Annotated in this window: 10 protein-coding genes and 1 pseudogene; 8 read left to right on the forward strand and 3 right to left on the reverse strand. The window is 35.1% G+C overall.

The window, feature by feature from the left end; translation table 11 throughout:
• From H510_RS20235 to H510_RS18815, 8 genes are all read left to right on the forward strand, one after another.
• On the forward strand, positions 1–3138 hold a 3138-nt coding region (locus tag H510_RS20235), incomplete at its 5' end, for a hypothetical protein (protein WP_036692730.1).
• Positions 3139–3166: 28 nt separating this feature from the next.
• Complete coding sequence (locus H510_RS0112065) at positions 3167–7645, forward strand: hypothetical protein (protein ID WP_026904564.1); 4479 nt, start codon at positions 3167–3169, stop codon at positions 7643–7645.
• Between the two features lie 25 nt (positions 7646–7670).
• Entirely contained in the window at positions 7671–8717 is a 1047-nt protein-coding gene (locus H510_RS0112070; protein ID WP_026904565.1) for a hypothetical protein, read from the forward strand.
• Positions 8714–10546: a BspA family leucine-rich repeat surface protein gene (locus tag H510_RS19625; protein WP_051291192.1), complete on the forward strand. Its 1833-nt coding sequence runs from the start codon at positions 8714–8716 to the stop codon at positions 10544–10546. The genes H510_RS0112070 and H510_RS19625 overlap by 4 nt, the downstream gene beginning before the upstream one ends.
• Before the next feature lie 322 nt (positions 10547–10868).
• Positions 10869–11645, forward strand: coding sequence for a 2Fe-2S iron-sulfur cluster-binding protein (locus H510_RS20710; protein WP_281168251.1), 777 nt, complete (start codon positions 10869–10871; stop codon positions 11643–11645).
• A 175-nt stretch (positions 11646–11820) separates the two neighbouring features.
• Positions 11821–13125: a hypothetical protein gene (locus H510_RS0112085; RefSeq protein ID WP_026904567.1), complete on the forward strand. Its 1305-nt coding sequence runs from the start codon at positions 11821–11823 to the stop codon at positions 13123–13125.
• Between the two features lie 3 nt (positions 13126–13128).
• Positions 13129–14919, forward strand: a complete 1791-nt coding sequence (locus H510_RS0112090) for a hypothetical protein (RefSeq protein ID WP_026904568.1) — start codon at positions 13129–13131, stop codon at positions 14917–14919.
• Between the two features lie 39 nt (positions 14920–14958).
• The gene (locus H510_RS18815; protein ID WP_036692735.1) at positions 14959–15501 is read left to right on the forward strand and encodes a TIGR02594 family protein; all 543 of its coding nucleotides are present in this window, start codon (positions 14959–14961) and stop codon (positions 15499–15501) included.
• 279 nt (positions 15502–15780) lie between these two features.
• Here H510_RS18815 and H510_RS0112100 read toward each other — a convergent pair whose 3' ends face one another.
• The 3 genes and pseudogenes from H510_RS0112100 to H510_RS20240 all read right to left on the reverse strand — a co-directional run.
• The gene (locus H510_RS0112100) at positions 15781–16605 is read right to left on the reverse strand and encodes an HAEPLYID family protein (protein ID WP_155977958.1); all 825 of its coding nucleotides are present in this window, start codon (positions 16603–16605) and stop codon (positions 15781–15783) included.
• Positions 16606–16643: 38 nt separating this feature from the next.
• Positions 16644–17054 (reverse strand): hypothetical protein, encoded by a 411-nt coding sequence (locus H510_RS0112105; protein WP_026904570.1) that lies wholly within the window; start codon positions 17052–17054, stop codon positions 16644–16646.
• 111 nt (positions 17055–17165) lie between these two features.
• Positions 17166–17448: pseudogene (locus tag H510_RS20240) on the reverse strand (IS110 family transposase); the annotation flags it as partial.

Raw genomic sequence — 17448 nt, forward strand, 5'->3', positions numbered from 1 at the left:
CGTATAGATTTAGATACGACCAACGACCCACCTTTTTCTGCCATGCTTGCCCTTTCTTCTACATCTGTGGAAGCAGCTTTTGGGGTTAAACTAAACATACCTGCTGATAGTGGGAAAATAGCCGCTGTTAACGGACTAACAGAGATGGGCTTCTTTTATGGCAGTGCCGGATCATGGTATTTAAATGTAGGCAGAGATAATCCTGAACAAAAGAGAGTAACTGCCCGTATCTTCACCCTTTTTGATTCCTATTTCTATTTCATGATAGGCAAACAGGGTATCAGAGCCGGAGCTGGTGCTAAATGGTCGTTTAAAAAAGGATTAGGAAAGGCTATTGGTATAGAAGCTGGCGTTTATCTGGAACTGGCGGGTAAAGTAAGTTTTAAACCTGTTCAAATAGGCGGAAGTATACGTTTTGGTGGCTATGCAAGTGTTTACGTACTCAAGTTTAAAATTGGAATATCCTTAGATGCTTCATTAGCTGCAGAAGCACCAAAACCTTTCATTGTCTCTGGTGCGGTAGCTTTCCAACTTAAATTACCATGGCCAGTTAAGAAATTGGGCGGTCCTTATAAAATTGACTTTACCTGGAATTTCAATAAAGATCTTGATTTAAGCGAGATATCTTTATTAGATCCATCAACAGTACGGGCGGTAAATATTATGTCGGGAGAAACATTCCCTTTATATGTAAGCAGCACTAGTACTGCGGTTCCAGCAAACATCAATGATTATATCATTCCTGTAGATAGTTATATTGATATAGAGTTTTTGAAAGGTTTGGGTTTAGCTAACACGCCTGAACTTCAGAAATTTGGACCAGTGGGGCAAGGTGCAGATTTTATAGAATATGTAGCTCCTCAAAAAGCAAAATCAGAACGTGTACGTCATACCTTTAAACTGAAAAACATTCAACTTTATGCACAAAATAGCCAGGGGGCATGGGTAGAATACAATGTTTATGAAGCATTAACCCCTTTAAGTGATGCCACAGGTCAGTCTCTAGATATCACACCCAATTTAGCTGATCTTAAATATGGTTACTGGCAGAGTGAAGATCCTAATAAGTATAACAAATTACGCATCTTCTCCAGGTCGTCACTTTCTTATACTGCACAAATTCCGGATGTTACCCCAGAAGAGATGGGTTTTGAAGACGGCTTCTTATTTTGCCAGGGGCAGATGAAACCCACTAAAAACATTCTCTTTACTACAATAAATACAGTTTTTGAGCAGGATAAAAAAACATGGTATAGCGATGTATTATTCAGACTGAGCGGGGCAAGCGGTTTAATCTATTATTTCAACCATACGCTAGGCTTAACCAGCGCATTGGCAGCTAAAGGAATTATAGAAATATTTTTACCTGAACCTTATGCCTTGGTAAAAATGACTTTGGGCACTTATGCTGAAGGGGTGTCGGTTACTTATTTCCAATTGGTCATGACAGGCTATGATGATTATAGCCAGCTTCCGGTTTATGATTATACAGAGATTACCCAGGAAACCTATCTTCCAAATGAATTGGAGTCAGAAATTATCTATGATTATGAAGGAAATGGAGAGGTAACGGTAGATAAAATCATTATCCAACCTTTAGGCACTTGCACAATAGATGGGATGTTTTTGGATGAAATTTCAAATACTGTTGCTAAGGTGAGGTTACTACAAGAAGATGGAGGCTTACTGGTATTAGAAGAAGGTAATCCATTTAGCTGCCAGGTGATGCTTTTTGAATTAACCTTACAGAATGTTGTAGATTATTCTTTCAATAGCGTAATTCCTGGGCAAGCTGCCGTATCAGCCTCTGTAAACACCATGAAAGAAGGTTTTGAAGCTTGTTTACAACCCATCTGGAGACCAGATACCACCTATAGGTTAATGGTGCAAACACAAGATTTACTAGATAAAGGAGGGAAAGAATATACCAATACCTATAATTTTATATTTAAAACAGTAGGACCATTAGGGCATTTCCATCGCTATAAATCAAATAATGCATTTGTATTGAGGCCAGACTATCAGGCATTATTACAAAAAGATTTAGAAGATCAATACAAATTAGCTGTATTGAAACATTACATAGATATGGATAGGTCTTACCCAAATGCGGATGGGCGTTTAATAAATGCTAAACCATTGTTTTATAATGACCCTAAACTATCACTGTATTATAAATACGATTACGTATATACCATGTTTAGCGATTTTGCAGGCTATAATGGTACGGGAAGTGTGTTTTCAAAAATGCAGATCCTGATTAAAGACCCTACCGAACCTGTTTCTGCGGAGGAGCCTATACCTGTATTGGAAGGTATCAATAATTGGGGGAAAGATGAAGAACCTAATGTACCAGGAGAAATGAAAATCATCAACAATCTTTCCAATGGGTTTAACTGTTCTGGTTTTCAACAAATGATTAAGCCCCTTGCTGTAGTACAACAAGTAAGCATTACCTCAAACGATTTGAAACCAGACAGGTTATATACGGCTCTTTTTAATGCGGTTTATCAAGGTGCAAATGACAGTGAAGAAGATAGTATACTCATTCATAGCTATGTATTTAAAACTTCTCTCTATTCAGACTTTTCTGCACAAGTACAAAGTTGTATCTTAAAAAATGAAGCTGGGATAGCTATTAAAAAGGCAGTTTATAAAATTGAAAAAGAATTTGGCCCTACAATCATCAGTGATGCCTTAACCTATTTAAACCCTACCTCTCCTACTAACCCAAGTCAATCTGGGGAATATGCAGACAGGTTTGACAGGCTGATTGATGGGATATTAAAATTAGGAGCTTTGGCACCAGCGGTAACCACCGATTTTCATTTCATCATAGACAGCCTCAGCGGTCAGAATATTGGAATCCTGCTACGTAGTCCTGAACCTTTCAACGATCCTAAAATATCAGTAGGCGAATTGGCAGATACTATACAATTAGCTTTCAACGGAGGAAATAAAGCAGACCATCTGGTTGTTTTTTCAAAAGATAGGTCAAAAGCATTTATAAGCAACGCCAGCCTTAATTTGCTGCCGGGCAATTACAATTTTACATTTAAATATAAACAGTTTGATGGTAGAACCTATGCTGATGTGTCTTCGCAAGAGGTAGCTTTTGATTACCTAACAAACTCATAACTAATGACTAATAAACTAATAAACTAGCATGTCAACTATACCTGTACAAAACCTATTAGCACAATCGCCTAACCTTTATTTACAAGGAGCAGGCTCTGATGGAAATGATGGAACCGCGACAGGTATACATTTGCGTTGGGATATGCTTGGAGAGCTCGGGGAGTCTCATATCCCTAAGGGTAATCTTGCGTCATCCCCTTCTAGCCCCTATTATACTACCTCCGGTTTTAATAAAGCCGATGATTTTGTAAAGATATACCGAACTGTGTATAATCAAAGCTATCCTATTGTAATAGATTTTGCCACTATGCAACCCTCTGAGATCATTGATATTCAAGGAGAAAAAGTATGGCGTTTCGAAAATATCATCCCTGTTTCAGGCTCTCCTGCTACATCAAGAAATGTCATCATCAGGTTCACCAATATTACGCAGTATAACCGAATTAAACAGCTTTACAATCCGCTAACAGATAGCCTGAGTTTTCTGGAAAATTATAAGCATGTGATAGAGGCAGAAGTAGAAGGTTTATTGATGTTTTCTGCAAAACTGTATATGCAGGTAAATGATGACAGGAAAACCAATATTGCGAGAATAGAATCTATATCCCTTACAGAAAATAATGGTAGTAACGAGGTATTTATTTCAAACAGGAAAAAATTTGTAACAGATACCGGGCTTATCATTAAAGAAAATTTAGGCTTACTGCTACAAGAAAACGATAACGGGCTTGAGTTAGAAGAAGCTGGAAGTGGCAGCAGGCAAATTATAGCAGAAAACATCAAATACATTAGGTTTAAAGGTGATAATTGCTATCCATCTATGCTATGGCTAGAAACTTATGATGATTTTATCGCTGGTAAAAATTCTGTTTCTGAATGGGAAGAAGTGACACAATTGGCGCTTTCAATAGATGATAATGAAGTGTTTACCCGTTTAGAAAAACCCGGAGATTATGCTATAGACAATCAATGGCCACGCTTTAATGGAGATGATAAAGTAAAAGTTTCTAATTACCAAAATAAATGGTCAGCAGCTATAGGACTGAAATATGGTGTTTTGGAATATCTTACTTTAAGTACCAACCCTGCCAATCCGCAGGCTATTAATCCGCCAGAAGTGATTGACCCAGAAGCAGAGGTGCAAGAAGGTTTTTCTTTTAGCTATTTACCCATGCTAAAACTAACAGCATTTGATTTTCACATTGCAAGAATGCTAGGTTTTGGATATATAGATACAGAGGTGGCTAATTTATCCGACAGTTATATTTACACAGCAGTTTACGAAACCACCAATCCGGCAACAGCTATCGGAGTAAAAACGCATACCTATACCACATTACCTGTGGGTAAAGCAAACAGTAAACTTCCGGTAGCACCGCAATTAAAAAACTTAAGGTATGGAATGTTTGTAGAGAATGGTACAGATACACCTACTTTGATAACAGATATAAATGGCTATAGCCTTTATGATGATTCACGTACGGTTAATCTGGATATAGTTCCTTTTGAAACAGATAAAACTTTTGAAGGTTTCTTCTTAAAGGATGAAGAATTCTCTTACGTTGATAGGACCAAACCTATTATGTATGGCGTAGAGTATAAAAATAGTTTAGCCGCTCATTGGCAAAGACCTGCAATTAATGTTGATGAAACTTATATAGATGATAATGGTTTACCAGAAATAGTAGCCATTACAGGTAAAAACGAGACAGAACTTTATACACACACTGAAACCAATGAAGGTATACACGTTTATGCTGTCTATGGTATCAACTGGTTTTCCAGATCATCTGTGTTAAGTAATTCAATAGCAACGGATGAGACTATTTTTCCTGTACGAAATACGCTGATACCTCCTTTAAATTTCGGGGTGCAATTGATACAGGAGGAAAATCCATTGATTTTCACCACTCAGGCAGAACAAATAAGATTGAATGCTTTATCAGGTGATAAAACTTTAGTAAGGTTAACATTTGATTGGAATAATATACATGCAGCGAGTTACTGGTATGGTAACCAAGCTGCTTTCTTTTTTAGAAACACCGCATTAAATTTTGTGAGAGGTAGAATTAAAAGTGTGACTCATTTAAATAATGTAGGTGTATTTGAATTACGTACAGAGGGTTATACTATTTTTAGTCGTTCACCGGCTTCTGTAGTGATGCCATATATAGCTCCAGGGACAGAAATTAATTATATAAATAGTCTTTGCAGCATTGATAATGATCAATTCTTAGTAGAAAGTATTGTGCAATCAACCGAGCCGGGTGAAGGTCCTATCTTTACGGTTAAGGGACCCGGACAAACTGCTGTTTTGGATACCGATTTAGATAATCAATTATTAACGGTAGACCATATACCTGTTCCTGTAGCAGGTAAGAATTTTGCTATTGCTGAAAATACCAGTCTTTCTTCTAGCTGGTCTGTTGCTTTACAGGCGAAGGTTGCGTTGAAAAAATTTAGCAACCATCAGGAAACTGTAATTCAGGAAGAAGGCAATAAAATTATAAATGTTGGTGGTATTTTTGAAAAAGCAAGTATTGTTGAATTTGAGGATAAGGATGATTCAGGGAATTTTATTACTGGCTCTAAAACAGGTCTATATGAAATTACTTTTGACTCTTATATTTTAGAACCCCATGAAGATCCTAAAGTAGAATGGTATAAAGGTTCCGTAAGGTTAACCGCCCCAGACGGAATAAGACCATTAGAAGTATGGAATATCAATTTAAATACAGCTACTCTAAAATTAATTGTTTACGACACCACTTTTGATGTAAACAAGAACTATGAAGCTCAAAATGGCTATATACCAATTTCTACGGGTACCAACTTAGATGTCAATTTCCATCCGGGTTATCGGGTTTATTTAGAGGCTGAGGCAGGCTTTAATGAATCTTCCATTTTACCAGAAGCAGGAGATGGCGAAAGGAGAAGCTTTATGGCTTGCTTGGCTGAGGACACGGTAGAAGGGCTTCAATCTTATCTTTCTGCTCCTGCTATACTTTTAGCTCGTGAAATCATTAAGCCTGTTCAGCCAGAAAAACCAATAGGTCCGGCATTTGCAACCCGTCCTGATTTTTACGGTAAGGCAACTTATACTTTTGATACCAAAATAAATACAATGGGGAATACCAGAGAACCTTATGCTTTGGTATTCTACAGAGCAGATGAAAGAATCATCTTAGAAAACCTATATAAATCAGATACAGTTGCCCAGATTATTGCTGATTTAGATGCTATCGAAGATGACGAAGGCTACAACAGCAGGTGGAATGAACTGGCAAATGGAATAGTAGATGAGTTGACAGGTGCTTTTAAAATATGGAATGGATATGGCTTTCCTAACCCGGATAACGATGAATTTAAAATTCCAAATCCCAATCCGTCACAAGCGCCAATATTTCCTTTTAATGAAACTATTGTTCCGGGAAGTGAAAGCTTGGTAGCTGGTACAGCAGCAATTTTTGGAACAGACAAAACCTACCATGAAATTGTTCAGTTAGCCATTAATAACATTTTTATCCCTTTAACAGAGCAACCTGTTATTTATAAGTATTTGAAAAACAATGTTTATCAAACTTCACCTAAAAAACCTGTCATTCGTGATAGAGAAGGGAATTTACTCATTCCAGGAAGTTTAGATTATGATGCTGCCCCGATGGCAGTAAAATTTGTAGATGGCCCTGATAAAATAGTTAGATTCACTGACTATACTTTAGACGGTGCATCTAATGCCATCTATTTCTATTACACTATAGAAATGAATGATACGCTCTCATTAAGTGAAAGAAGTGAGATAACAGGACCTATCCAATTGATTGATACTTCCTCTCCTAAAGCTCCCGAATTCAGAAAGTTTTATACACAACCAAATAATTTCATCACTGGAGATACTGCATCTGTCATTTTTGAAATCAATGATTATCCACAAAGCGAAGGGGTTAATAAAATTTTAATCTACCGTACTTTTAATATTGAAGATGCTTTGAGTGTACAAACCATGCAATTGGCTGGTGTAATTAGTGTCAACGAACCCATGATTGATGATTTCTCGGATCTGGAATTTTTGCCTTATGGCGAGGTTTTATATTATAGATTGGTAGCGGTAAGAACCATAAAAAACGAGTTTAATGAAGCAGAAGACGTTTTCTCACTTCCTTCGACTTTAGTTTTAGCAAATATTATTGACACCATTAATCCTACAGCACCAAGTTTATCTTATACAGTAGGCCCTGCTTCTACCGATGAATTACTGGAAGATGTAACCTTAAATTGGGAACAAACCGTTTATAATGGCACTTATTATTTATGCCAAATGAACAGTGTTGGTAATTGGGAAAAAATAGATACGATAAAAACCAACGCTCCAGAAATTCAATACCAGCTTCCAAATGATTTAGTGAAAGTAGATGAGGATGGAGACGAACGCTATTACCGCTTTAAAGTTTCAGTCGAGAACTCATCTGGCCTAACCAATTTAGAAGAAAAAGATTTAACCATTTAATTATTCACCCATTAAAAACAAAATTATGGCAGACTTAAAAATATCCCAATTACCAGACGCAGCAGTTCCACTAGGAGACGAGGATTATATTCCAGTGGTTCAGGGTTTAGATACTAACGAACCCTCTACTAATAAGGTTAGAGTGAGTGAATTGAAACAAGCAGTTGAGGATGATAATGTTGTTCATAAAACGGGTGATGAAACGATAGGGGGTGAGAAATTGTTTACAGAACCGACAACACACCAGAATGGGATTATTGTCAATGGAGCTGCGAGATTTAATTTACAAGGATTTCCAGATGAAACTGTTATTCAGTTTTTAGATATCACAACTGGAGACGTAATAGATACTATAACCAATTCAGATTTTGCAGATTTCAAACAAGCTGTTATCTCGAAAGCTGATGATAACGATGTAATGCATTTATCAGGGGATAAATATGAAAATGTAACAGGTCAAAAGAATTTTAATGGATACGTTGTTTTTAATTCGGGAGCATTTTTTGGTGATTCTGGCGCTTTCACTTCGGATTCTGATAAATTTTATATATCAGCTTTAAATACTAAAAATTTAACCCTTAGAACTGAAAATACAGATATTTCAAATCCCTCCAGTAATATAGAATTGAATGGGGTTACAGGTATTACTTCCTTCAACAAAAGATATGAAGCACAAACTATAAATGCAATATTTGATTTGCCTGTTCAAGGAGTAGACGCAGTTGCACCTAATCAATTAGCTACTCTGGGACAGATTCAGGGAGCTATAACTAAAGAAATAAAAAGCATTTCTTCTACTACTTATACAATAGTACAATCAGATATTAACAAAACACTTCATTTCACAGCCAATACTGATGTTTCAATAAACGTCGATACTTCACTTACAATTAATTCAAGATTTGAAGGGATTCAAATTGGAGATGGTCAGCTGATATTTACTAATAATGGAGCTACAGTAGTTACCGCAGCAAGTGAGACAAACAAAACTGCTGAAAAGTATAGTGCGTTTGCCTTAGATTATATAGCTAATAATGTGTTTGTTTTATACGGAAAATTAGAACTGGTATGAAAAGTGGAATAATACAAACATCTTACTTAAGAAAAAAGGAACAGGCTTCTCCTTTCATATTCGTGATAAAAACGAATAATTTAGATAACGGAAGCACTGGAAGCAATCAATTTAAATTGCCATTAATTCAATTTGGAATATATGATTTTATAGTAGATTGGGGAGATGGCACCAATAGTTATATCAACAACTCTAACCAAACAACAGTAACACATACATATCCTAGTTCTGGCACCTATACTATTCAATGTACTGGGATTATCAATGGGATATTCTTTTCAATAGACAGACTTAAGATTTTGGAAGTTCTTCAATGGGGCTGTCTTCAAATCCAAAGAGGAGGTTCTTTTAACGGTTGTAAAAATATGGTATTGACAAATGTTGCCGATATATTAAATTTAAATGATGTATCAGGTTCATCATCCTTATTTTCTAATTGTACCGCTATAACAACGATTGCAAATATAGGTGCTTGGGACACAAGTGAGTTACGGTATATGACAAATATGTTTTATGGAGCAACATCATTTAATGGGGATATAGGAACATGGGATACTAGTAATGTACTAGATATGACTCAGATGTTTTATGGTGCTTCATCGTTTAATCAGGATATAGGAGCTTGGGATACGAGTAACGTAACTGATATGCACAGTATGTTCTATGATGCTACATCATTTAATCAAAATATAGGAACATGGAATACTAGTAAGTTAACTCGTATGATTCAGATATTTTCTGGCGCAACATCATTTAATGGAGATATAGGAAGTTGGGATACAGGCCAGGTTACAGAGATGATAGGTCTCTTCACGAATGCTACATCCTTTAACCAGAATATAGGAAATTGGAATACGAGTAAGGTTACCACCATGAGCGCAGTATTTAACTCCGCAAGTTCTTTTAATGGAGATATAGGGGGGTGGGATACTAGTAAAGTGACCTCTATGGGTAGTATGTTTAATCGAGCCACCTCATTTAATCAATATATAGGAGCCTGGGATACTGGTCAGGTGATTGCTATGGGCGGTATGTTCACTAGAGCGACGGCTTTCAATCAAGATATAGGAACTTGGAATACAAGTAAAGTAATATCTATGGCAAATATGTTTTCACAAGCGAGTTCGTTTAATCAAGATATAGGAAACTGGGATACTAGCCAGGTAACTACTATGAATGATATGTTTTATTTTAACAGTTCGTTTAATCAAGATATAAATTCTTGGAACACAGGTAAAGTAACTAATATGTCTTATATGTTTTATGGTGCTTCATCGTTTAATCAGGATATCAGCAGTTGGGACGTTAGTAAGGTTACTAAGATGAACTATATGTTTAGTAGTAGCCCGTTTAACCATAATATAGGTAGTTGGGATACTAGTCAGGTCAGTGATATGAACTATATGTTTTCTGGAAATAATTCATTTAATCAGGATATCGGCAGCTGGGACACTAGTAAGGTAATTAATATGAGGGGTATGTTTAGTTCTACTACTTCTTTTAATCAGAATATTGGAAGTTGGGATACTAGTAGTGTCACTGATATGAGTTATATGTTTTCTAATGCTACTTCATTTAATCAAGATATAAGCAATTGGAATGTTTCGAGTGTAAGTCAGTTTACCAACTTTATGACTGGGAAAACATCTGCTAATTATTCTGCTGATTATCTTACTGCGATATACACCCAATGGTCTCAGCAATCTGTAAATCAAGGAATTTTAATTCATTTTGGAACTATCAAGTATACTGCTGCTGGTTTAACGGGTAAAAATATATTGATATCTTCTCCTAAAAATTGGATTATTACTGATGGCGGCCAATTATAAAAGATTGTTAATAGATAAGAAAAATCTATCATAAACTGGAATTTAAGTGGCAGCAGGCCTTCATATTTACATGTACAATTTTAGTGAAATAGTAATGATAATAATACCAGCACTTCTAATCTTGTATTCTTCTATATTATTGAAGACTTAATGAAGATGGTTAGAGAAGTATATTCGGTCGGAATTCTAAGTTTTGAAGGCCTTAAGTAAGTTTGATTAACAAGTAAAAATGGAGATAGATCTCAAATTTCAGGATTTTTAAACATCACTAAATCTGATATTTAAAATACTATTTAAATGCAAAATATTTAATAAAAACAATATGGCAAATTCAAAAATATCTCAATTACCTAATGCGACAATTCCATTAGAAGATGATGATTATATTCCAGTAGTTCAAGGGATTGGAGATGCACCCTCAACAAAGAAAGTTAAAATTACTGAGTTAAAGCAATCTATTCAAACCGAGAATAATGAAGTTACTATCAAACCCAATCAAACAGGTACTAGCTATACACTACAGCTAAATGATAAGAATGCTTTAGTATCTATGGATAATACTTTACCTAATACTATTATAATACCTAGTGATGCAGAGGTTCCAATTCAAATTGGAACTCAAATTATTATAAATCAGTCTGGGACAGGACAAACTTCTGTAATGGGAAATACTGGAGTTACTTTGTTATCTCCAGCTAATAAAAACAAGCTTGCATTTCAGCATTCTATAGCTAATATTCTTAAAGTAGATGTCAATAATTGGATAATTTATGGAGATATCACTTCCGAAACTATATATAGTAATTTTACCATTAGATTGATTAATGCAAATGAACAATTAGATGAGAGTATAAATGTTAAAAATAATACCTATATTTTAGATCAAGCTGAAGCAGATGGATTAAACCTCCCTTATAGTTGTCGAGCAGGACAATGTACTACATGTGCTTGTAAGTATGTTTCTGGTGTTATGCCAGATCAATTAGAAGGAAGCTTAACTGAATCACAAATAGCTGCAGGCTTTATATTAATATGTGTAGCTAAACCATTAGGAGACTTAGTAATTGAGACCCATCAAGAAGAGAATCTTTATCAATAACTATCAATATAAATTCTAGTTACTAACAAATTCAAATTTATAGATTTTCATAGCGTATCAGGGGACTTACTTTATGTGAATTTGAATTTCTTAAATATCTGTAAATACTCTTTCTGATTCTGATAAATTACTATGTGAAACAAAATTTAAATCCTCGTAAAACATAAAAAATAATATGGCAAATTCAAAAATATCTCAATTACCTAATGCGACAATTCCATTAGAAGATGATGATTATATTCCAGTAGTTCAAGGGATTGGAAATGCACCTTCAACAAAGAAGGTTAAAATTAGTGAGTTAAAGCAATCCTTTCCGAATGGAGATACTGAACTATCTGCCACGGTAATTCAATCTTTACCTGTATACGATACTGAGGATGCATTACAACAAAGTAGTTTGTTGGATTATGAACCTTATAGAACCAGTACTGGGTTTGTAAAATACAAAATGCCAAGTTCTTCAAATATTACACCTCCACCTCCTGTAGCAATTGCTGATGATGTATTAAATACTTTAGCTTTTACTCATGAACTAGGATCAAGTGAAATTGTTGTCAGTACTAATGATGGGCCTTATATGCCATACTCCCTAATAAATGTAGGAGACGTATATAGACCTGCGGGCTACTATAAAGCTAAAATTAAAGCTGCTCCTGGAAGAAATGAAAGTGGTATTACAAATAGCCCAATATTTTTATCTAACAATATCACGCCTCCACCTCCTGTAGCAGTAGCTGATGATGTATTAAATACTCTAGCTTTTACTCATGAACTAGGATCAAGTGAAATTGTTGTAAGCACCAATAATGGATCCTATATGCCCTACTCACCAATAAATGTAGGCGATTTAGATAGACCCATTGGCTATTACAAAGCCAAAATTAAAGCTGCACCTGGAAGAAACGAAAGTATGGTGACTAACAGTCCGGCGTTTACTGCTTCTGGTTCTAGTGATGAGTATTATTTGGATAATTTCACTAAACTGCCACTAGATTTTGAGATAGAACCAGGTAAAACAATACTTGAAAACCCACCTGGTATTTTCAATGCAGTTACTACAGGTACCGCAGAAACTAAATCATACACTGGATTAAAAATGAATGTGGGCGGTGCACTTGCCATGAGACATGGGTCTGTTAATGCCTTTATAGGAATTGGCGAAGGCAATGATTCTATTTTCTTAGCGCTAAGATTATATATAGGTTTCAACGATTTGGGAGCAGCTGTTTATGGTACTTTAACAGGCGAAACAGTTTTAAATATTCAAACCCAACCAGGCGATTTTCTGGTTTTAAGCTCATTAACTGAGCGACTTTTTGAGATACGTATAATTTCAGGACAAATTTCCACAAAGGTTGCGGATGTAGATATAAACTATAATCTATTAAGTCTCACCGGAATTGTGAAAGCAAAATTAGGTATAGAGCCTATAAGTCACGCTGACTTTCCACAAGGTACAGGTTTAATTTCAAATTTATAAGCGATGATAAGAGTTAATAACAATAACACATTTACAACCATATCTGCGGCTCTTAACAGCCTTCCTCAAACATTTCTTGAGGATTATTTGATTGAAATTCTTGATAATGGTGTTTATCAGGAAGTATTAGTTATATCTTCTTTTAACACCAATGGATTTCAATTAACCATAGCAGGTGTTGAGGGTACAAGACCTACCATTGATAATAACTTTCTATCTGGTAGTGCAATCATAACATCTGGTGTAGAAAATTTATTGATTAGAAATATCAGATTCATTAATGCAGACATAGAGAATGAAAGTGGAGCTATTATTAGGTGTAATAATGTAAAAAATCATACTTATGAAGATCTTGAACTTAATTTTGGGTTTTGCGGTTTTAGAGGTACAGACCAATTAGAAAATTGCACTTTTAAGAATATTTTAATCAAGAATGTTACAGCTGGCACCTTTAGATTAGGCGATGGGTTAAACCCTTATCCTGACTTAAAGAACATACTGATTGAAGACATCAAGTTTGACCATTCATCAACAAATCCTATTATAACAGGAACCTCTAACAGAAATTTTGGGCCTGGATTAGTACTGAAAAGTGCTGAAAATTTGATTGTAAAAAATATCAGGTCGTTAAACGGGATTCAATATGATATGGGAGTTATTGAGCAATCTGTATCACCATTAGTAGAGAATTTTAAAGGCACATATTTAAAAATTATTGATTGTGAGAATACGTTATTTAAAAATGTAGACCTTTTAGAACAAGGTATATATTTAGAAAACAGTATAGGATTTAGTGCTTTTCATTGTACTCTTGGAGATATAAACATGGTACTTTCTCAAAGTATAACAGAATTAAAAGGTTGTATCTTTCCAAAAGGATTAACACTAAATATTGCATCCCCTCAGAATTTTGGCACTGAAAGTCATAATGCATTTGGAGTAAATATTAGTCAACAATATATCGCTTTTTATTACTCGGACGGAACGCCTCCACTTATTGTTAATGATTTTAGCCTTAATAACTGGCAATTGTCACAAGGAGCAGGTAGTGTTTACTCATCCAATCCGGATGACTTTTTAAGGAATAATGAAGGTTATTTATTGGCTACTTCCATTGGTATAGGATTAGTTCCTAACATGATTAATGGAATTACCACCGATATAACAGGACATCTAAGATCATTTCCTACAGATGCAGGAGCTTATGAAACATCTTTAAATAACAATCCTATGAATTATCAAGATATTAAGAATTTTCTTTCAGAAAGAATAATCGGTCAAACAGCGGCATCGTCAACTGATATAGGGAATGCCATCAAGAATTTAATTGATGTTATAGAAGGTAGTATGTATAGTAGAACCCTAGTAGATTTTGTTGAACCCGTAACCAATGATGGATCTGAGAATTTTATTTTATGCGCTTATAATGTACCTGGAAATCTTCTCTCTAAAAATGGTGATAAAATAAGGTTTAAATATAACGGATATTTTGCATCAAACGACATAAGTAAAGTTTTTCGCTTTCAGGGAATTTTAGGGTATACGTTCGGAGGAACTCAAGCAAACGGCAAGAGTTGGACAATTGAAGGAACTTTTACAAGGTTAGGAACTAGTGGAGGTAAAATAGCACTTACCAGAACGGTATCAGGTGAAGTTCCTTTTGTAGGTGAGTTTATTGGTTTTGGAGATATAGCTTCAGATTGGCCTTTTAATTTATTAACCACATCTGCCTCCGGCAGCATCACTTTTACCCATGGGTATATAGATTTTATACCGGGAGCATCTAATCAATAAGAATAATGTAAAGTATAGTAATTTTCTTAATTCAAATACATGAAGCAACTACCTGAAAAATATAAATGGCTAAATAAAGAAAATGCTCCAAAAATGCTTCTGGAGTCGTTAAAGCATTATGGTGAATTAGAAATCCCTGGAGTGAATAATAACCCAAATATTCTAAGATGGGCAAAAGAGGTTGGTGTTTCTGGTTGGTATACGGATGATGATATTCCATGGTGTGGATTGTTCATTGGAGTTGTAGCGAAAAGATGTGGTTATCCCTTTCCTGCGAGTAAACTTTTAGCTGCTAGGCAATGGATTAGCTGGGGCCTACCTGTAACTAAAGGTAGAGAAATGCTATGGGATATACTAGTGTTTTCCAGAGAGGGAGGTGGGCATGTAGGCTTTTATGTAGGTGAGAATAAAGAAAATTTTCTTGTTTATGGAGGAAATCAGTCAAATGCAGTAGGATTTGCATGGATTTCGAAGTCTAGACTTATTGGTGCAAGAATGCCTAAGTATAAAATAGGAGAACCTGAAAATATAAGAAAAATACATCTAACGTTTGAAGGTGAATTATCGAATAATGAAATATAATAAATTTCACATAGGCAATGACAGCTCTTGTTGTAAATATCGAATTAAATGAGGTTGAAATTTTTTAAATTGTTAGTCGTAGTTGTTATAATCGCATAAACTTAAGCAGAAATCCAATATTCAAAAAAGTGTATCGCTTATTTCACCAAATCCTTTACAAGAGAGTAAAGACAAAGATAGTTTTACCGTGTTGCTTACCCACTTAGAAATAGGTATCAAATCTCATCATCAATAAAAGAAACAGCTTTGCAGAATAATCCTCTGCAAAGCTGTTTTAAATCAATGTTTATGACCGGGCTCATAAATAAGCCTTAAAAAACTTTGAAACCTTTTATTCTCCCGATTCACGGGGATACCAGAAACAATTCCAACAATTAAGTTATCTGCAATACTTACCCGCATTTGGGGCCTTAGCATGATGTCAAAACCCTCGTTACTAAAAGTTTTATTTAATTCTAATCCTATAAAATTTCTTGAGCTGGGTATCATGTAATGAAAGTTTGTATTTATATCGTAGCTGCTTTCCCAACTTTTATCTCCGAAAGGTTTATAAAATTGTGGTCCGGTATAAACTAAACTATGGTAATGCGCCCCTATCCTTTTGGCAATAACCAAAAAAGGATTGAAATTATTTCCGGTAAATATATTGTTGGTAGCTATAGCATTTAAGTTGGTAAATTTTATCTCATTGATATAACCAAAAGCCATTGAGGTTCTGAGTTTCGGGTTTACCAGAAATGTCCATTGAAAAGCTGTTTTTATGCCCTCAACAGCATGAGAAGGTTGTTTACCAATAGTTGCCTTGCTATTTTTACTATACAAACTTACGGGTACTTCTATCTCTAAACCTAAGCGGTTAGCCACTGCCCATTCATATTCTACCAAAAGCTCTATCTCATCGTAATTAAGATTATCTTGGATGCCTAAACCCACATTCCATTCTTTCTCTCCTTTTCTTGCGCCTAAATCTCTAATCAAATCAATATAAAGTGGTTCTGCATGTTCTACTTTTACGAGTTTTGTGGTGTCTTGTTTAGCTACGGCTTGATTAAACAAAGCTAAAAAGCAAAAGAATGCCATTAGCCCGATTATATATTTCATCATCAGTCTTTTTTATTAAAATAATTTTAAAAAATTTCTTTTTACAGAGTTGTTGTAAAGAGGAATGATAGTTCTGGCGGAAGAAATATGGAGGGTAATTTACCTTTGGGTAGCTTTTGGATGTTAAAATCAATCAAATCAGATAAAAACATCGGTATATTAAAAAGTTGGAGCGTTGTAAATGGAGTGATATATAACTTTAATTTAACAAGGGTTTGTTCTTGTTCTGCTTCTTGTTGCTCTTCTATATGATGATCTAAACCTAATATAAACTCTGAAAAAAATTCATAGTAAGATTCATAATCATTTATTTGGAGATTATCTTGATAACCCAATTTAGTAAAGCGTTTGGTATGAAGCGTATCAGGAGTATCATAGCTAAAGTTAAACACGATAGCTGCGATGATGTAAAATATGAAGCTGCTAAATTTAAAAGACCTAAGCTTTTTCATTTTACAAAAATAATGAGGCTGTCTCAAATCATCATTTTGTGTCAGGCTGAGCGGAGTCGAAGCTCTTACTTATCCTTCGACTCCGCTACCATTGACGTTTTTAATAACATATTAATTTTCAATCAATTGCAAATTTAGCTCATTTGCTTTTTTAATAACAAAGTTCAACTGTTGCCGCTTTAGTTTTTCTTCATACTTCTTTACTCCCTGCTCTACATAATCCATTCCCTGATCAAACATCCTATAGTATAGTTCCGCTATTTTTCTAGCTGTGGCTTTAATTGCAATACCTGAACCTTTCCGGGATTTAAGCCTTCTTGCAAAAGCTCCTAAACCGGGCTGTTTACTAATCAAAAGACTTTGAGCTGCTTGTTTGAAAATCTGCCCAGCTCTT

This window comes from Pedobacter glucosidilyticus DSM 23534 (genome assembly GCF_000425145.1).
In the GTDB taxonomy this organism is placed as follows: domain Bacteria; phylum Bacteroidota; class Bacteroidia; order Sphingobacteriales; family Sphingobacteriaceae; genus Pseudopedobacter; species Pseudopedobacter glucosidilyticus.